Annotated in this window: 15 protein-coding genes; 9 read left to right on the top strand and 6 right to left on the bottom strand. The window is 65.4% G+C overall.

Annotated elements, in window-relative coordinates; translation table 11 throughout:
• Positions 1-16: 16 nt before the first annotated feature.
• Positions 17-1,390, bottom strand: coding sequence for a PLP-dependent aminotransferase family protein (locus ACB030_RS10830; RefSeq protein ID WP_371159686.1), 1,374 nt, complete (start codon positions 1,388-1,390; stop codon positions 17-19).
• Positions 1,391-1,506: 116 nt separating this feature from the next.
• Here ACB030_RS10830 and ACB030_RS10825 point away from each other — a divergent pair, with 116 nt between their 5' ends.
• The 4 genes from ACB030_RS10825 (at position 1,507) to ACB030_RS10810 (ending at position 5,071) form a co-directional block, all read left to right on the top strand.
• Complete coding sequence (locus ACB030_RS10825; protein ID WP_205641053.1) at positions 1,507-2,103, top strand: LysE family translocator; 597 nt, start codon at positions 1,507-1,509, stop codon at positions 2,101-2,103.
• Positions 2,104-2,241: 138 nt separating this feature from the next.
• Positions 2,242-2,832 (top strand): LysE family translocator, encoded by a 591-nt coding sequence (locus ACB030_RS10820; RefSeq protein ID WP_371159685.1) that lies wholly within the window; start codon positions 2,242-2,244, stop codon positions 2,830-2,832.
• A 93-nt stretch (positions 2,833-2,925) separates the two neighbouring features.
• Positions 2,926-3,618, top strand: a complete 693-nt coding sequence (locus ACB030_RS10815; protein WP_371159683.1) for an aspartate/glutamate racemase family protein — start codon at positions 2,926-2,928, stop codon at positions 3,616-3,618.
• 238 nt (positions 3,619-3,856) lie between these two features.
• On the top strand, positions 3,857-5,071 hold the full coding sequence (locus ACB030_RS10810) for an aldose 1-epimerase family protein (protein ID WP_371159681.1): 1,215 nt from the start codon (positions 3,857-3,859) through the stop codon (positions 5,069-5,071).
• A 75-nt stretch (positions 5,072-5,146) separates the two neighbouring features.
• Here ACB030_RS10810 and ACB030_RS10805 read toward each other — a convergent pair whose 3' ends face one another.
• Positions 5,147-6,937 (bottom strand): long-chain fatty acid--CoA ligase, encoded by a 1,791-nt coding sequence (locus tag ACB030_RS10805; protein ID WP_371159679.1) that lies wholly within the window; start codon positions 6,935-6,937, stop codon positions 5,147-5,149.
• A 180-nt stretch (positions 6,938-7,117) separates the two neighbouring features.
• Between ACB030_RS10805 and ACB030_RS10800 the strand changes: the two genes are divergently transcribed.
• Positions 7,118-7,660 carry a hypothetical protein gene (locus ACB030_RS10800; protein WP_371159677.1) on the top strand — a complete coding sequence of 181 codons (543 nt, stop codon included), beginning with the start codon at positions 7,118-7,120 and terminating at the stop codon, positions 7,658-7,660.
• Positions 7,661-7,737: 77 nt separating this feature from the next.
• Here the strand turns inward: ACB030_RS10800 and rimI are convergent, their stop codons facing one another.
• Together rimI and ACB030_RS10790 are read right to left on the bottom strand one after the other, a co-directional pair.
• Positions 7,738-8,187: a ribosomal protein S18-alanine N-acetyltransferase gene (gene rimI, locus ACB030_RS10795; RefSeq protein ID WP_371159789.1), complete on the bottom strand. Its 450-nt coding sequence runs from the start codon at positions 8,185-8,187 to the stop codon at positions 7,738-7,740.
• Positions 8,188-8,285: 98 nt separating this feature from the next.
• Positions 8,286-8,720, bottom strand: coding sequence for a hypothetical protein (locus tag ACB030_RS10790; RefSeq protein WP_371159675.1), 435 nt, complete (start codon positions 8,718-8,720; stop codon positions 8,286-8,288).
• A 219-nt stretch (positions 8,721-8,939) separates the two neighbouring features.
• On the opposite strand from ACB030_RS10790, the gene ACB030_RS10785 reads away from it, so the two are divergent.
• Positions 8,940-10,547, top strand: coding sequence for an ATPase RavA domain-containing protein (locus ACB030_RS10785; RefSeq protein ID WP_371159673.1), 1,608 nt, complete (start codon positions 8,940-8,942; stop codon positions 10,545-10,547).
• 88 nt (positions 10,548-10,635) lie between these two features.
• Positions 10,636-12,090: an ATPase RavA stimulator ViaA gene (viaA, locus tag ACB030_RS10780; RefSeq protein WP_247627829.1), complete on the top strand. Its 1,455-nt coding sequence runs from the start codon at positions 10,636-10,638 to the stop codon at positions 12,088-12,090.
• A 24-nt stretch (positions 12,091-12,114) separates the two neighbouring features.
• Here viaA and ACB030_RS10775 read toward each other — a convergent pair whose 3' ends face one another.
• Positions 12,115-13,119, bottom strand: a complete 1,005-nt coding sequence (locus ACB030_RS10775) for a diguanylate cyclase domain-containing protein (RefSeq protein ID WP_371159670.1) — start codon at positions 13,117-13,119, stop codon at positions 12,115-12,117.
• Between the two features lie 188 nt (positions 13,120-13,307).
• On the opposite strand from ACB030_RS10775, the gene ACB030_RS10770 reads away from it, so the two are divergent.
• Complete coding sequence (locus ACB030_RS10770; protein ID WP_371159668.1) at positions 13,308-15,182, top strand: diguanylate cyclase; 1,875 nt, start codon at positions 13,308-13,310, stop codon at positions 15,180-15,182.
• Positions 15,183-15,431: 249 nt separating this feature from the next.
• Positions 15,432-17,021, top strand: coding sequence for a peptide chain release factor 3 (gene prfC / locus ACB030_RS10765; RefSeq protein WP_106887777.1), 1,590 nt, complete (start codon positions 15,432-15,434; stop codon positions 17,019-17,021).
• 257 nt (positions 17,022-17,278) lie between these two features.
• On the opposite strand, the gene ACB030_RS10760 is transcribed toward prfC, so the two are convergent.
• The gene (locus ACB030_RS10760) at positions 17,279-18,190 is read right to left on the bottom strand and encodes a GNAT family N-acetyltransferase (RefSeq protein ID WP_371159666.1); all 912 of its coding nucleotides are present in this window, start codon (positions 18,188-18,190) and stop codon (positions 17,279-17,281) included.
• Positions 18,191-18,237 lie beyond the last annotated feature (47 nt).

Here is an 18,237-nt window from a genome sequence, read left to right as displayed (position 1 = left end):
GGATCAGGGCCACAGACTATAGCAGGGGATTGGTGGGGGGCGCCGCGCGCAGCAGCCCGGCGAGGCGCTCCAGCCCCTCGGCGACGCGGGCGTCGGTGGCGGGCTGGCTCAGGCTCAGGCGCACCCCTTGCGGGGCGGCAAACTGGCCGGCGGCGAAGTGTTCTCCGCTCGCGACCCCGACGTCAAGGGCGTTGGCCGCCTCGGCGAACTCCTGACTGCGCCAGGGCTCGGGCAGCGGTAGCCAGGCGTGCATGGAACCCGGCTGCCAGCGGGCCCCCGGCAGCAGGTGGCGCAGCAGCTCCCCCCGACGCGCCAGGATTTTTCGCTGTTGTTCGATGAGCGGCATGATCTGGCGCTGGCTCACCAGCTTGCAGGCCAGCTCGATGAGCAGGGGGCTCACCATCCAGCTCGACAGCCGCATGGCCTGGGCGAAGCCGTTGCGAAGGGCGGGGGGAGTCAGCACGAAGCCGACCCTCAGGCCGCCGCAGGCGATCTTGGCCAGGCTGCCGAGGTAGATGACCCGCTCCGGCGCCAGGTTGACCAGGGGCGGCAGCATCTCCTCGGGCAGCAGGCCGTTGACGTCGTCCTCGACGATCAGCAGATCATGGCGGCGGGCGATGGCGACTATCTCCTCCCGCCGCGCCAGGCTCATGGTGGCCGTGGTGGGATTCTGCAGGGTGGGGGTCAGGTAGAGCAGCTTGGCCCGCCGCTGGCGGCAGGCGGCCTCCAGGGCGGCGGGGATCAGCCCCTCCTCGTCCATCGCCAGCCCCATCACCTGATTCTTCAGCTGGCGCGCATTGCCCAGCATGCCGGGGTAGCTGAGCCCCTCGCAGAAGAGGGTCTCCCCCACGCAGCCGGTGGCCAGCAGGGCCAGCATGATGCCGTGCTGTGCCCCATGGCTGAACAGCAGCCTCTCCTCGCTTCCCCGGATGCCCTGCTCGGCGAGCCAGTCGATGAACAGCTGGCGCTGCGGGGCACGCCCCGCCTCCTTGTCATAGCCGAGCAGGCCGTTGAGATCCCCGTCCGCCAGTTCGGTCAGCATGGGCTTGATGATGGCGGCCCTGTCCAGCTGCACCGGCAGGTTCTGCCACAGCTCGATGCGGTGATTGTCCTCGTTGCGGATCACCCATTCGTTGGCGGGATCCGCCGCGGCCCTGACCCAGGTGCCATGACCCACCCTGGCCGCCAGCAGACCCCGCCGCTCGGCCTCGGTGTAGGCGCGGGTGATGGTGCCCACCGTCACCCCCAGCCGGTCCGCCAGCGCCCTGTGGGTGGGCAGCCGGGTCTGGGGAGGCAGGGCGCCATCGGCAATGGCCTGCTCTATGGCCTTGACCAGTTTCAGGTAGAGGGGGCCTTCGAAGGGGGTGAGGTCGGGTATCCAGATTGTCATGGTGACAATAAATCCATTGATCCAATATTGTCCCCAATATAGCGTGATATTCAGCCTGTTAACAACCCGATAGCTCACATTGTACCGATACAATGTGACAAGAAAGGAGTCACCCCATGACCATCGAATGGTACGCCACCCTCTTTGGCTTCGCCCTGCTCACCTGCGGCACCCCGGGGCCCAACAACCTCATGTTGACAGCTTCCGGTGCCAACTTCGGGGTGCGCCGCACCCTGCCACACCTTATCGGGGTCGCGGTCGGCCAGCCGGTGCTGCAACTGGTGCTGGCGCTCGGCTTCTATCCGCTGTTCGAGCGCTGGCCCCTGCTCAAGATGAGTCTGCAGGTGCTCGGCAGCCTCTATCTGCTGTGGCTGGCCTGGCGCATCGCCGTGGCCGGTGCCCCCGGGGATCCGGCAAGGCGCGCCCGCCCGCTGACCCTGCTGGAAGGCCTGGGCTTCCAGTTCCTCAATCCCAAGGCCTGGATGATGGGGATCTCCGCCATCAGTCTGTTCAGCCTGCCGGGGAGCGACTACTGGCCGAGCATGTGGGGCATCATGTCGGTCTTCCCCATGGCGGGGCTGCCGGTCTGCTTTGCCTGGGTGCTGTTCGGTCATCAGCTCAGCCGCTGGATCAACTCGGACAGAGGCTGGCGCCGTCTCAATGGCAGCCTGGGGGCCCTCACCGCCCTGTGTGTGGTGATGCTCTGGTATTAATGACTGCCTGATTATTCATGCAAAGAAAATGCATTGCTGACCTTGTCGTCAGGGCAGAGGCTCTGCATATTAGGAGGCTTGCCGCGCTCTTGCCGCACTACTTGCCGCGCTCTTGCCGCACTAAAGGATGAGATTGAGATGGATCTGAACTGGTTGCTTCCCCTGGCGGGCTTTGCCCTGATCACCTGTGGCACCCCGGGCCCCAATAACATGCTGCTCACCAGCGCCGGGGCCGCCCAGGGATTTCGCCGCTCCGTTCCCCTGCTGGTGGGGGTGGTGGGGGGCATCAACCTGATGATCCTGGCCACGGCCCTGGGGCTGGGGGTGATGTTCGAGAAGGTGCCGCTGCTGCACGACGGCCTCAAGCTGGTGGGCTCGGCCTACCTGCTGTGGCTGGCCTGGAAGGTGGCCACCGCCAGCGGCCCGGCGGACGGCAGCCGGCCGCTCATCCCGGCCCATCAGGGGGCCATGTTGCAACTACTCAACCCCAAGGCCTGGATGATGGCGCTCTCCGCCATCAGCGGCTTCACCCTGGCGGGGGAGGCTTACTGGCCGTCCGCCGTCTGGGTGCTCGGCATCTTCTTCGTGACCGGCCTCTATACCGGGGCCTTCTGGGTGCTGTTCGGTGCCCAGGTGCGCCGCCTCATCCGTACCGCCAGAGGCTGGCGTCGCTTTAACCTCGGCATGGGGATCGCCACGGCGGCCTGCGTGCTGATGATCTGGGTTTAGGCCCTGGCCTGAGCCTTTACCGGCTGTCTTGTTGGCCCTTCGGGGCCTTTTTTGTCTGTGGGTGGCCGTCACCCGATGTGAAAAGGAGCGGTTATGAAATGTATCGGTCTGCTGGGTGGCATGAGCTGGGAGTCCACCGTCAGCTACTACCAGGCGCTCAACCGTGGCGTGCGGGCGCATCTCGGCGGTCTGCACTCGGCGCGGGTGCTACTCAATAGCGTCGATTTTGCCGAGATAGAGCGGCTGCAACATGCCGGTGACTGGCCCGCCACCGCCCGTCTGCTGGCGGCCGAGGCCCGCGCACTCCAGGCCGGTGGCGCCGATTTCCTGATGATAGGGACCAACACCATGCACAAGGTGGCCCCCGAAATTGAAGCCGCCATCGAGATCCCGCTGCTGCACATCGCCGATGCCACCGCCCGCCGCCTGCAGGCAGAGGGGGTGACCCGGGTCGGCTTGCTCGGTACCCGCTTCACCATGGAGCAGGATTTCTACAAGGGACGGTTGGAGGCGCAGTTTGGGCTGGAGGTGCTGGTGCCCGCAGAGGAGCAACGGGAGCGGGTGCACCGCATCATCTATGACGAGCTCTGCCTTGGGCAGATCCGCGAGTCGTCGCGGGCCGAATACCTGGCCATCATCGCCGATCTGGCCCGGGCCGGGGCCCAGGCCGTGATCCTGGGCTGCACCGAAATCGCCCTGCTGGTGGGGGAGTGCCAGGCCGCCGTGCCGCTCTACGACACCACCGCCATTCACGCCGACGCCGCCGTGGCGTGGGCGCTGGAGTAGGGCAGGGAGAGACAGGATCCCGTGGAGGCGCTGCGGCGCCTCCCCTCTTTCTTTCCCCTCATCCCCCCGATCCTGACTGTGAGTCAGCCTTCACTTCAGCAAGCGGATCGACGCTTTTATTGTCAAACGGCTCACATTTCCCCCTTTTGACTCTTGAGTCTGGTGCGCCAGGCGCCTAGTTTTCGATCACTGAAACGATTCAGCTATCACCAAAAACAAGAGACACGAGGATAAAGCCATGTTGAAGAAACTCTCCATTGCCGTGCTGCTCGCCCTGGGCGCGAGTGCTGGCCAGGCCGCCGAATTCCTGCTGACCGACGCCCAGCAGGGGCTGGATGTGGGGGACTGGAAGATCACCAGCGACAAGCTGGGGATCAAGAGCCCGGTACCCTTCTCCATCGAGAAGAGGCGCCTGCACGGCGGGCGCCAGGAGGGAGTGGATCTGCTCATCGTCGACAACGGGGTGATGAAGATCACCCTGGTGCCGACCCGCGGCATGGGGATCAAGGAGGTCAAGGGGGCCGATGTGCGCCTCGGTTGGGATTCCCCGGTCAAGGAGGTGGTCAACCCGGCCTTCATCGATCTGGAGAGCCGCGCCGGTCTCGGCTGGCTCGATGGCTTCAACGAGATGCTGGTACGCTGCGGCTATGAGTGGACCGGTCACCCCGGGGTGGATGACGACGGCCGCCTCAAGAGCCTGCACGGCCGGGTGCAGAACATACCGGCGTCCGTGGTCAGCGTGACAGTGGACGAGGAGCCGCCCTACGCCATCCACGTGCGGGGCCGGGTGGACGAGCGCACCTTCAAGATGAGCGAGCTGGTCACCTGGACCCAGCTGAGCGTGGTGCCCGGTCAGGCGGAATTTGCCCTGCAGGACAAGCTGACCAACCACGCCGACTACGAGAACGAATATCAGATCATCTATCACGGCAACTTCGGTGCGCCGATCCTGGAGGAGGGGGCGCGTGTCAGCACCCCGGTGAAGCAGATCTCTCCGTTCAACGACTACGCCAAGGCGGGGCTCAAGGGCTGGCAAACCTATCTGGGGCCGACCAAGGGCTTCGACGAGATGGTGTTCAACCTGGTGCCCTACAGCGATGCCGAGGGCAATACCCTGGCGGTGCTGAACAACAAAGCGGGCAGCGTCGGGGTGGCGGTGGGTTACAACACGCACCAGCTGCCTGTGCTGACCCTGTGGAAGAACACAGACACCCGGGCCCAGGGCTATGTGACCGGCATAGAGCCAGGTACCAGCTATGCCTACAGCACCAAGTACCAGCGTCCGCTGGGGCTGGTGCCCAAGATCCAGCCTGGGGAGACCAAGACCTTCGATCTGACCTATCGCCTGCTGCGCAATGGGGAGGAGGTGAAGCAGGCCCTGGCCCAGGTGGAGAAGATCCAGGCCGGCCGCCCCACAGAGCTGCGCGAGCAACCCCTGGTCAAGCTGCCCTGAGTCACAGGCTGATAGCAAAAAGCCGCTCCATGAGCGGCTTTTTCATGCCAGATGAGGGATCAGCCGTGGCTGAACTCAGACATGGCTATACATGGCCTCGATCTCGCTCTGGTACTTGGATTCGATGATCTTGCGGCGCAGCTTCATGGTGGGGGTGATCTCCCCGAGCTCCATGGAGAAGGCGCTCGGCAGCAGGGTGAACTTCTTCACCTGCTCGAACTTGGCCAGCTCCTGTTGCAGATCCGCGATCCGAGCCTCGAAGAACTCCACCACCTTGGAGTGGCGCAGCAGTTCGGTCTTGCACTGGTATTGCAGGTTGATGGAGCGGGCATACTCCTCCAGGGACTCGAAGCAGGGGACTATCAACGCCGAGACGAAGTGGCGGGCGTCGGCGACGATGGCGATCTGCTCGATGAAGCGATCCTTGCCCAGGGTCCCCTCTACCAGTTGCGGTGCCACGTACTTGCCGTTGGAGGTCTTCATCAGCTCCTTGAGGCGCTCGGTGAAGTAGATGTTGCCCTCGCCGTCCAGCTCGCCGGCATCGCCGGTACGCAGGAAGCCATCCGCCGTCATCACCTCGGCCGTGGCCTCCGGCTTGTTGTAGTAGCCGCGCATCACGGTCGGTGAGCGCACCAGCAGCTCGTTGTTTTCGCCGAGTTTGACCTCTATGCCGTCCATGACGGTGCCGATGGAGCCCAGCTTGAACTGGCTCTCTTCGTAGCAGCAGACGGTGGCCGTGGTCTCTGTCATGCCGTAGCCGTACTTGAGGTTGAGCCCCATGGCCTGGAAGAAGAGGTTGACGTCGTCCGCGAGGCGGGCGCCCGCCACCGGCAGGAAGCGGGTGCGGCCGCCGAAGCGGGCACGCAGCTTGCGAAACACCAGCCGCTCGGCCAGGGCCAGCTGCAGGTAGAGCAGGGGGGAGGCGGTCTTGCCCGCCTGGCGGGTGGCGACCATCCGCTTGCCGACCCCGGTGGCCCAGCCGAACAGGGCGCGACGCAGGCGCGGCGCCTGGGCAACCTTGGCCTGGATCATGGCGTAGGCCTTCTCGTAGAGGCGCGGCACGGCGCACATCACGGTCGGCTGCACCTCGCCAATCACCTCCATCACCTTCTGGGGATCGCGGATATAGACGTTCTCGGCGCCGCAATAGAGCACGTAGTAGCTCCAGGCGCGCTCGAACACGTGGCTCAGCGGCAGCATGCAGAGGGACACGTCCTGCTCGCCAAGATCCAGGCGGCGGTCGTGCATCTCGAAACAGGCGGCCATGTTGTTGAAGTCGAGCATGACCCCCTTGGGTTCACCCGTGGTGCCCGAGGTGTAGATCAGGGTCAGCAGATCGTCCATGCGGTAGTGCTGCTCGCGCTCCCTCAGCGCCTGCTCGCTCGGCTGATGGTTGCCGGAGACCAGGAAGCTCTGGAAGTGGCTCGCCTGCTCGCAGCCGCGCAGATCGACGGTGCCGTCCAGGGTGACTATCTGGTTGATCTCGCCACTCTCGAGCAGCAGGAGCGCCTGATCGAACTGGGGTTGTTCCCCCACGAACAGCAGCTTGATGCCGGCGTCCTTTACGATGTAGCGCAGTTGTTCGAGCGTGCTGGTGGGGTAGATGGGCACGCTGACGCCGCGGGCGGCCAGGATGCCGAGATCGGCCTGGGTCCACTCCGGCATGTTGCTGGCATAGATGCCGACCATCTCGGTGGGCTGGTGGCCGGCGCGGATCAGCGCCTGGGCACAGTAGTCCATGGCCTGGCCCAGGGTGCGCCAGCCGATGGCGCGCCATTGGCCATCCTGCTGGACGCGCAGGGCGGCCTTGTTGCCAAGGCGGGCAATACGCTCACGCATCACTCTAACCAGATGAAGCTGCGACATCTAAATCATCCTCAAGTAACAGTTGTGCGCCCGCAGGGGCACTAAAAACGGGGCTGGAGTTTAAACTCTAACATTACAGCTTACAAGTGTGCGCCATTTGTCCTGGATCACAAAGTCGTCAACTCGGGGAGAGTCAGGCATGATAAGGGCGAGGGTCGGATTCATTCAGGGAGATGCGCCATGGGGATCGGAGTCAAGAGTCTGTTGACGGGCATGTTGTTGCTGCTGGCGGGAGCCGGCGCACTCTGGTTTCTCCTTGGCGGATCAGAGGAGCAGGACAACCCCTGGCTGAGCGGGGCCGAGGGGTATGAGCAGGCGCAGCGGCTGGCGCTGAGGGAGGGATACCCCTTGCTCTACGTGATAGAGCGCGCCAAATGCCGACGCTGCAAGGCGCTCAATAACGAGCTGTGGCGCGCCCCCGAGATGCAGTCCGCTCTGGCGGGGCTGGCCAAGGTGCGGCTCAACCCGGATGCGGGGGATGGCAGCGAGCACATACTGCGCCGTTTCCCCAAGGTGGCGACCCCGCCCGGCATCTACATACAGCGGCCGGGTGAGCCGCTTAGGCCCATCAAGGTGGCGGTGGATATCCAGCAGATCTGGATGCCAGGCGTCACCTACGGGCGCGGCTTCTTCATGCCGCTCTCGGGGGCGGCCTTCGAGGCGGTGCTGAGGGTCACCCTCAGCCTGGAGGATCCCGCCATCGACAATGCCCCCCTGCCCTGAGAGGCGACTGGGGAGCGGGATGAGGGTAGACACGACAAGGGGGCTGCACGGCCCCCTTGTCTGTTGCGGGCGGTCTCTTAGCCGAAGTCGAACAAGCGGGACATCAGCACGGCGTCCTCCCGATCCTGGCCGGTGCCGTAGTAGTCGGCGCGGCGGCAATACTCGGCAAACCCCTCGCTCTCGTAGAGGCCGATGGCGGTGCGGTTGCCCGCCCGCACCTCCAGGAACCAGGCCTCAGCCCCCTTCCCCTTGCTGCGGGCCAGATACTCTTTCAGCAGCGCCCGGCCCAGCCCCTTGCCCTGACACTCGGGGTGCACGCAGATGTTCATCAGCGAGCTGTCTCCCGCCACCAGATCCGAGATATAGAAACCGGCGGGACGGCCCTCCACCAGCATCAGGCCGTTGAGATAGCGCGGCCCGAAGCAGGAGAGCAGGTTGGCCTGGCTCCAGGGCTCCTGGTGGGCGGCCCGCTCTATGGGGTAGATGGCGTTGAAATCGGATTCGAGCAGGGGACGGAAGCTGGGCAAGAGGTCAGACATGGTTACTCCGGACGGGATTCGGACTTGCGACGGACGGCATGGTCATGCCATGGTCGTGGCTTCAAGGATCTTGGCGGGTGGACGCTTCAACCGGGCTGGCGCTGCCGGCACTGCTGCCACAGGGCGCGCTTGTGCGCCGCGTTGGGCTTGAGCGGGCAGATGAGAGCATGGGGCCAGCGCGGATCCGGGGCCGTCAGCCAGAGCAGGGGGGGCGTTATCCCCTCGGGCAGCTCACCGAGCAAGGAGACCTCGTCCGTGCCTATGCCGAGCCACTGGCAGATATCCCCGAGCAAAGAGGGCGCGGGCAGCGCCTCGGCCTGCAGCCAGAGCTTGCCGGTCGGCACCGCCACCGGCTGGCGTGGGGCCGCCGCATCCTCTGCCGCCATCTTTACCTGCGGGTGCACAGTTGCCGCAGCGTCTGCCGGTGTGTCTGGCAGGCCCCGGGCTCTCAGTTGCCAGAGGGGGATGCCCATCCGGGCCAGGATGCGCTGACGCAGTGGGTCCAGCAGGGGATCTTGCATGCGAAGGCTCACTCTTGATCTGCATTGGGGTAAATTCTGATGCGCAGAGTACACTCTCGCAGGTTTTGCTGCACCCCCTTGCGTGCCGGGATTGTCCCGCCAGGGCTGTGCAGGGTCCCGACCGCGGGATGACCAGACTCAAAAGACCATGACAGTGAGGCGGGGCCAGAGGCCGGACCCCGTGGACACTATGACAATACCAGCTTCGGAACTGTGCCTATGCCGCCTTTAGCCCAGAATACTGTTCGTGCCACCCCCATCCATGAGCGCCTGCCACGGCTGCTGGCCGCCCTCGGGGAGGGGCTCTATGAGCGCCAGGACGCGCTGCGGCTCGGCCTGCTGGCGGCCTTGAGTGGCGAGAGCGTCTTCCTGCTGGGCCCCCCCGGCATCGCCAAGAGCCTGATCGCCCGGCGCCTCAAGCTCGCCTTTCACGATGCCCGTCACTTCGAATACCTGATGACCCGCTTCAGCACGCCGGAGGAGGTGTTCGGCCCCCTCTCCATTCAGGCGCTCAAGGAGGATGGCAAGTACCTGAGGCTGACTCACGGCTACCTGCCGGAGGCCGAGGTGGTCTTCCTCGACGAGATCTGGAAGGCGGGCCCGGCCATCCTCAACACCCTGCTCACCGCCATCAACGAGCGGCAGTTCCGCAACGGCGACAGCCAGCACCCCATTCCCATGCGGCTGCTGGTGACCGCATCGAATGAGCTGCCCGCCCCGGACAGCGGACTGGAGGCGCTCTACGATCGCATGCTGGTGCGGATCTGGATGGACAGGGTGCAGGAGAAATCCAACTTCCAGGCCATGCTGGCGAGCGATGGCCAATCCCACCAGAACCTGCCCCCCTCGGTGCAGATCCGGGGGGAGGAGTACGAGGCCTGGCAGGCGGAGATCGAGCAGGTGCGCCTGCCCGACGCCTGTTTCGAGCTCATCTATCAGCTGCGCCAGCAGCTCGACAGCCAGCTGGGTAACGGCTGCTATGTGTCGGATCGGCGCTGGAAGAAGGCGGTGAGGCTCATCAAGGCGAGCGCCTTCTTCAATGGCCGCGACGAGGTGGCCCCGCTGGATCTGCTGCTGTTCAAGGATTGCCTCTGGCACGACGAGGCCTCCCGCACCGCCTTGCTGGAGATGATCGGCGAGTTCTCCCGCCTCTACGGCTACCAGCAACTGGTGCTGACCCGCGAGCTGCTGGCCCTGCGCGAGCGGTTCAAGCAGCTCAAGGGGGCCGTCGCCCAGCGCCTCGCCTGCAAGGCGGTCAAGCGCAAGCAGTGGTTCGGCCGCCGCGCCCGCGGCATCGAGTTGCCGCTGGCCAACGCCAAACCCTTCGGCAAGCAGGTGCACTTCCAGCTGCTCACCCCGGCGCCCCTGGATGGCGGGGATCCCGAGCGCCTGACCGAGACCCTCACCTTCGATCGCACCCTGCTCTCCCACTGGCACCCCACCGGGGAGGCGCTGGTGGGCTGGCCCCTTGGCAACCCTAAGGAGGGGCACTACGAGCTGGTGCTGGACGAGCAGTTGCGGCTGCAGGTGCTGGATGTCCAGCGCCAGCCCGTGCCCCTGGTGCTGGTGGAGCGAACCCCCATTCCCGAGGTGGTGACGGCCCCCTGGCAGGCGGAGCTCGGTGAGCTGGCGAGCCAGGTTGTCCGGGTGCAGCAGAGCCTCAAGGGGCAGCGCAGCCTGTTCGATCGTCACCAGCCCCACCTGTTTGTCGGGGAGCACTGGCTGCGCCAGGTGGAGGACAGCTTCTTCGTGCTGAACCGGGACCTGGAACGGCTGGGCGAGGAGCTGCAGCAATGGCGGGATCGCCTGCCCGGGCTGGATGCCTGATGCGCTCCGGACTGACGCCGCCACCAGCCCTTGGCCGCCTGCCGCCCCGGCAGCATGGCGCCGTGCGTCCCTTGCATAGGGAGTGCCCATGCTAGAGATCGGCATGATGGATCTGGGGCTCCTCATCGGTGAGGGGGAGCTGGCGGGGGAGATGGCGCTGCTGCTGGCCTCCACCCCCAAGATCTCCGAATTCCTCAAACGCTCCCCGCTGCAGGGCAAGCTGCTGAAAAAACGCATCCAGAGCTGGAGCGAGCAGCTCGGCGAGGAGATGCGCCACAAGCCGGTGCCGGTGGCGCTGGAGCAGGAGTACCTGCTCTATCAGGCCCACAGATTGCTGTCCCTGCCCGAGCTGGTGGGGCGGCTGCCGGCCCTGCTTGAGGCGCTGGAGCAGCACAGCCCCTTCGCCGGGGATGCCCGCAGCCTAGTGCGCCAGATAGTGGCCCAGCCGACCGAGGGGCTGCGTCAGCTGTTCGTGGAGAAGTGGCGGGCCAGCCTGGTGGGCAGCCTGCTGCAGTTGCAGCAGCAGATCGCCGAGGCGGAGCGGGAGAAGCAGCGCCAGGAGATAGAGGATCAGCTGCTGGCGAACCGGACCCTGGCCGATGCCCTGGATCCGCACCAGATCTCCGCTGGTGGGCTCTGGGATCTGGCCCAGGGCAGCTGGCACAAGCGCAGCCTGGTGCTGGTGCAGCAATATGCCCGCATGTTGCAGCGCGAACCCCTGCTCGGGGAGATAGCGGCCCTGCTGGGGCGCAGCGAGCGGGATCGGCGGACCGACGCCCGGACGCTGCCCCCCGTGCCCATGCACGAGTTGGAAGAGGTGCAGACCGACGACGTGCCTGACGATCTGGTGGGGGTGCACCCGGCCAGCGATCTGATGCGCCTCTTGCCGAGCGAGGCGGTGATGCTGGCCCTGCCGGAGCTGGAGCTGGAGTTCTATCGCCGCTATCTGGAGCGGCGCCTGCTGAGCTATCAGTCGCGGGGCACCTTGCCGCGCCAGCGCCTGATGCAGCGCTCCCCGGAGCAGGGCGGGCAGGAGGTGCAGCCGCGGGGGCCCTTCATCGTCTGCGTCGATACCTCGGGCTCCATGGGAGGCTATCCGGAAGAGTGCGCCAAGGCGCTGTTCCTCGCCCTGCTCAAGCTGGCGATGGACGAGAAGCGGGGCTGCTATCTAATGTTATTTTCTACCGAGGTGGCGACCCTGGAGATCACCGCCGACACCGGGCTGGACAAGGCGGAGCGCTTCCTCTCCATGAGTTTCCACGGCGGCACCGATCTGGTGCCTTGCCTCGAGCAGGCGCTGATGCAGCTGGAGCAACCTGACTTTGCCAGGGCGGACGTGCTGGTGATCTCCGACTTCATCGCCCAGAGCCTGCCCCATGCCCTGCTCGATCGGATGAACCGGCGGCGAACACAGCAGACCCGCTTCCACGCCGTCGCCATGTCCAGGCATGCCAAGTCGGCCATATTGCGGGTGTTCGACAACAGCTGGCTGCTGGACTGCGGTCTGCGGGGCCGCCTGCTCAGGCGCTGGCAACGCGGCTAGGGGCGGGCTGGCGCCGCTCCGGTGTCAGATGTCGGCCCTGTGGTAGAGGCCCCGTTCGCTGACCTGATCCTGATCCAGCAGCGGCTGGCCGCTCGGCCTGGCGATATAGAATCCCCGCTTGCCACTACGCTTGACCCTGTACATGGCCTGATCGGCCCGGGCCAGCGCCGTGCTGAAATCATCCTGTGGCCGAATGGCCGCTATCCCCATGCTCATGCCCACGGCCGCCTCCCCATTGGGCAGCTCGAACGGGGTGGTAATGGTGTCGACACATTGACGGGCCAGGTGGCTGGTGCGGGGATCCTCGCTCGGCCAGGGCAGCAGCAGCACGAACTCATCCCCCCCGAGCCGACCCAGCCTGACCTCCTCGCCGCAGCAGTGACGCAGCCGCTGGCTGAGGGCCACCAGCAGCTCGTCCCCGGCGCGGTGGCCCAGGTTGTCGTTCACCTGCTTGAAGTCATCGAGATCGATAAAGCAGATCGCCTGATATTCCTGCGGAAACTGGCGGTGCAGGGCGGTGCGATTGAGCAGGCCGGTGAGGGGATCCCGGTGGGCGAGCTGGGCCAGCTGCTGCTCGTACTCCTTCTCGTGGGTGATGTCGATGTGGGTGCCCATCACCCGGATGGGGTTGCCCTGGGCATCCCGCTCCACCACCCGGCCGCGGTCCAGCACCCAGGTGATCTTGCCGTCCTTGGCGATCATCCGGTGCATCACCTGATAGAAGGGGCTTTTGCCCTCCAGGTGGTCGAAGAAGGCCTGCAGCACCCGCTCCCTGTCTTCCGGGTGCAGGTGCTCGCGCCAGATGTCGAAGTGGGCAGACAGCTCCTTGGGCTGATAGCCGAGCATGGATCCCCAGCGCCGGTTGAAGATGATGAGCTTGCCGGTGGGGACATGGTTCTGCCAGATGCACAGGCCGGTGCCGTCCATGGCGGCATCCAGCTTCTCCCGTGCGTCATCCGCGATGCGTTTGAGGCGCTCGTTCTCCAGCAACAACCTGTCGTAAGCCTCCCGCAGCTCCTCGTAGGTCATTCATCATCCCTTCCCTTGTGTCAGTTCGCTTATAGTCGATGCAGACTTTCCTTCTGTAAAGAATGAGATAGCAGGATTGAGCGCTGACAGGGCAATGCATGCCGTGGCTGTGCGCCCATGGCAAGGAGGGATATGATTGAGGCGGCGGGCACGGCGTCCGGGCCATCGAACGGGGAGACTGAATCAGCATGAAGATCCTGATGGGCGTTAGCCTGCTGTTATGGCTGGGAGTGACACCCGCCTTCGCGGTGTCTCCCCGGCTGACCGAGCCCGCGCTCTCCCGGGAGTTGCAGCAGCTGGAGGATGATGCGCCGCCCCTGCTGGCGTATCGCGCCCGTGTCGCCGCCCTGGTTGCCCATGTCGATGCCTATCCGCCCGAGGTGCAGGGTCGCATCGCCCGGTTGCAGTGCTGGGCCCAGCCGAGCGAGCGGGACGAGGAGTTCCTGCGCGCCGTGCAGTTTGCCGACCAGGCGCTGGCAGAGGTGAGGGGCCGCAAGGACAGGGTCGCCGAGAGCGGCCTGCTCGCCTGTCGCGGTTATCATCAGCAACTGCTCGGCAACATGGACGAGGCGAGGCAGGACTACGACGCCGCCCTGATCCTGGCGCGCAGGCTGGGGGATGAGCGGCAGCGGGCCGACATCCTCACCCTGCGGGGGGAGATGTACTCCTACCAGGGGGAGCTGGCCGAGGGGCTGATGGATCTTATCGATGCCCACCGCCGCTACGAGGCCCTGGGGCTGGAGGCCAAGGGGCGCGAGGTGCTGGCCAGGATCGCCAATGCCTATCGCCGGATGGGGCTCTTCGAGCGGGCCGAGGGCTACTTCCAGGAGCTGGAGCACGACTACCGGACGCTGGGGGATGTCGAGCGGCTGGTGGATATCCACACCCAGCAGGGGCTGCTCTATGTGGACACGGCAGAGTACGACAAGGCGCTGCCGCTGATGGTGGAGGCCGAGCGCTACTATGAGGCGCAGCGGCAGGACGGGGTGCTGGCCTGGAGCAGGATAGAGCTGGCCACCATCTTGCTCAGGCAGGGCAAGACGGCGCAGGCCATGGCCAAGCTGGAGCAGGCTGCCACCTTGCTGCATCAGGGGGAGGGGGCGGACAGCGTGACCCTGGGCCACTGGCACATCGTCATGGCCACAGCGCTGGATGCCATGGGCAAACCGGCCGAGGCGCTGCGGCACCTGGACGAGGCCGAGCCGATATTTGCCCGGGAGCAGAACCTGCGCTTCCTCGCCTGGGTGCACGAGGTGCGCGCCCGGGTGCTGGAGCATCAGGGGCGGATCGAGGAGGCCCTGGCCAGCCTCAAGGCCTTCGTGCAGACCCGTCATGCACTGGATCAGCGGCTGCGGGAGCAGCGGGCCCTGCAGATGCGCTTCGAGTTCGATCTGGCGCGCAAGGAGCTGGAGAACCAGACCCTCAGATCCCAGCAGCAGTTGCAGGCGGAGAAGCTCAAGCAGTTGCAGGAGCGGCGCTACTGGCAATATCTGGTGGTGGTCCTGTCGCTGCTGGTGATGGGGATACTGGTGATCCACCAGCGGGGCCGCACCCGCAAGATGCAGCACCTCGCCATGACAGACGAGCTGACCGGCATCCACAACCGGCGCCAGATCCAGGCCAAGGGGCGCAAATGGTTCGCCCAGGCGCGCGAGAGCGGCAAGCCCCTGTGCGTGCTGCTGCTGGACATAGATCACTTCAAGAAGGTCAACGACCGGCTCGGCCACCAGGTGGGGGATCAGGTGCTGACCGCGGTGGCCCAGTGCATCGAGGAGCAGGTGCGCAGCCTGGACAGGGTGGGGCGCAACGGAGGGGAGGAGTTTCTGGTGCTGCTGCCGGACACCGATCTTGAGGAGGCGGCCGAGGTGGCCGAGCGGGTCAGGATTGCCGTCTCCCGCCTCGTCATCGAGGGGGTGCCTGAGGATCACCCCATCCACGTCAGCATAGGCTGTGCCGAGTACAGGGCAGAGGATGACAATCTCGGGGAGCTGATCCGCCGGGCCGACGAGGCCATGTACGGCGCCAAGCTGGCGGGGCGCAACCGGGTGGTGAAGGCGGCCTGATCCCGAACAGCCCTCCAGCCCCTCATGCCGGGCTGGGTATTTTTCACTCGCGCGGGTATAATGTCGCGCAATTTTGCTTTGACTCAGGCGAGAAGGCCCATGTAACGCAGCGCTCCTCCTTTTTCCACCTGCGGGTTCCATGACCCGGCTGCGTGGCGTCGTTGTCTGCATGGGAGCCCTGATCCCAAGGTGCTGTCCCGCATTTATTCCCACGGGGGCCAAGGCCGCCGCTCAATAGAAGAACGTCGAATTATGTCAGCTGAATTTCTGAGTGAAGTCTCCAAGAGACGCACTTTTGCGATCATCTCGCACCCGGATGCGGGTAAAACCACCATCACCGAAAAGGTCCTGCTGTTCGGACAGGCCATCCAGCGCGCCGGTACCGTCAAGGGCCGTGGCTCGGGTCAGCACGCCAAATCCGACTGGATGGAGATGGAGAAGCAGCGCGGTATCTCCATCACTACGTCCGTGATGCAGTTCCCCTATGCGGACTGCCTGGTCAACCTGCTCGACACCCCGGGTCACGAGGACTTCTCCGAAGATACCTACCGTACCCTCACCGCGGTCGACTGCTGCCTGATGGTCATCGACGCCGCCAAGGGCGTCGAAGACCGGACCCGCAAGCTGATGGAAGTGACCCGGCTGCGCGACACCCCCATCCTCACCTTCATGAACAAGCTGGACCGCGAAGTGCGCGATCCCATGGAAGTGATGGACGAGGTGGAGCGCGAGCTGAAGATCATGTGCGCCCCCATCACCTGGCCCATCGGCTGCGGCAAGTCCTTCAAGGGGGTCTACCACCTCTACAAGGACGAGACCTATCTGTATCAGACCGGTCAGGGTCACACCATCCAGGAGAAGCGGGTGGTCAAGGGGCTGAACAACCCGGAGCTGGACGCCGCCATAGGTGAAGATCTGGCCGCCCAGCTGCGCGGCGAACTGGAGCTGGTGCAGGGCGCCTCTCCCGAGTTCGATCACGAGGCCTTCATCGCCGGCGAGATGACCCCTGTCTTCTTCGGGACCGCGCTCGGCAACTTCGGTGTCGACCACATGCTGGACGGCCTGACCGACTGGGCGCCGTCTCCGATGCCGCGCAAGGCCGAGAGCCGCGAAGTGGTGGCCACCGAGGAGAAGTTCTCCGGCTTCGTGTTCAAGATCCAGGCGAACATGGATCCCAAGCACCGCGACCGCATCGCCTTTATGCGCATCGTCTCCGGCACCTACTCCAAGGGCATGAAGATGCGCCACGTGCGCATCGGCAAGGACGTGAACATCTCCGACGCCGTCACCTTCATGGCCGGTGACCGGGAGCAGGCGGTCGAAGCCTGCGCCGGTGACATCATAGGGCTGCACAACCACGGCACCATCCAGATCGGCGACACCTTCACCCAGGGTGAGGATCTGAAATTCACCGGCATCCCGAACTTCGCCCCCGAACTGTTCCGCCGCATCCGCCTGCGTGACCCCCTCAAGCAGAAGCAGCTGCTCAAGGGGCTGGTGCAGCTCTCCGAAGAGGGCGCGGTGCAGGTGTTCCGTCCGCTCATCAGCAACGATCTCATCGTCGGTGCGGTCGGTGTGCTGCAGTTTGACGTGGTGGTGTCCCGCCTGAAGAGCGAATACAACGTCGAGGCCATCTACGAGGCGGTCAACGTCTCCACCGCCCGCTGGGTGGAAGGGACCGACGTCAAGAAGTTCGAGGAGTTCAAGCGCAAGAACGAGGTCAACCTGGCGCTGGATGGCGGTGACAACCTCACCTATATCGCGCCGACCATGGTCAACCTGCGCCTGGCACAGGAGCGTCACCCGGACGTCCAGTTCCGCCAGACCCGCGAGCACTGATCACCCCGCCCGCGCCCTGCGGGTGGCTGATGACAAGAGAGACCCCGCTTCGGCGGGGTCTCTTTTTTGTGTCGTTTAGCCTAATAAGAACAGGCGCTGGGGGCTATGGTCCAGCCTATTGCCGGTAGCAAACGGCCCTCACCCTGGCCCTCTCCCAGAGGGAGAGGGAACCATCCGGGGTCTGTCCGAAAGAGAGCGGAATCCTGTTTTTCACCCTTCTCCCCTTGCGGGAGAAGGGCTGGGGATGAGGGGGCGCTCTACTCCAGATCCAGCACCATGCAGATCTCGCAGGCGTCGTGGCCGGTACAGCCGAGGGGGCCCGGCAGGTGCTCGAAACCGAGCGACTCGTAGAGGCTGGTGGCCTCGCGCAGATCGGCCGTGGTCTCCAGATAGCAGCGTTGGTAACCGAGCGTGCGTGCCTCCGCCAAGGCCTGCAGCACCAGCCGCCGCCCCAGCCCCAGGCCGCGCAGGGCGGGCAGGAAGTACATCTTCTGCAGCTCGCAGGTCCCGGCTTCCCCCGCCAGGGGGGCTATGCCGCCGCCGCCTAGGATGGCGCCGTCCGGCCCCTCTATGACCCAATAACGGCTGTGCTCGCCCTGATAGGTCTCATGGAGGAAGTCGAGATTGGGATCCGCCACCCCGTAGCCCTTGTCGGCGGTGAGGCCGTATTCGGCAGAGACTGCGCGCACCACGGCGGCGATGGCGGCATTGTCCTCAGGCGCTATGGGCCTGATGCGATAGCCCTGCTGGCGGCGGGCGCGGGAGAGGGCGCTGCGATAGAGGCGCATGCCGTCCCAGAGCCGCTCGCGCTCCTCGGGGGCGAGCTGGGCCAGGGTCTCGGCCATGGCCTCGTCCATCTGCCGGTGCAGATCATGGAGCTGCGCGCATCCCTGTTCGGTGAGGGTCGCCTGTTTGCTGCGCCCGTCCGAGGGGTGCGGCTGCCAGGCGATCAGCCCCCGCTCGGCGAGGCGGGCCAGGGGGCGGCTGGCGTTGGACTTGTCGATGCGCAGCCGCTCGGCGAGCTGCTGATTGGTGGCGGGGCCATTCTCCAGCTCGATGAGCAGGTGGGCCTCGAGGGGGCTGAGGGCCAGGGAGCCGCACTGCTGGGAGAGCATGCCGAGTTCGCGTACCAGTTCCCGTGACAGGGCGCGCAGGGGGCGGGGATCCATCTTGTGAGTGTCCTTCTGGTTGTTACCTGCAACCAATATAGCCAACT

The sequence above is a fragment of the Aeromonas sp. S16(2024) genome (assembly GCF_041403065.1).
Taxonomy (GTDB): Bacteria; Pseudomonadota; Gammaproteobacteria; order Enterobacterales; family Aeromonadaceae; genus Aeromonas.
Note: the sequence above shows the minus strand (reverse complement) of the source record. Positions and strands in the feature narration are given on the sequence as shown.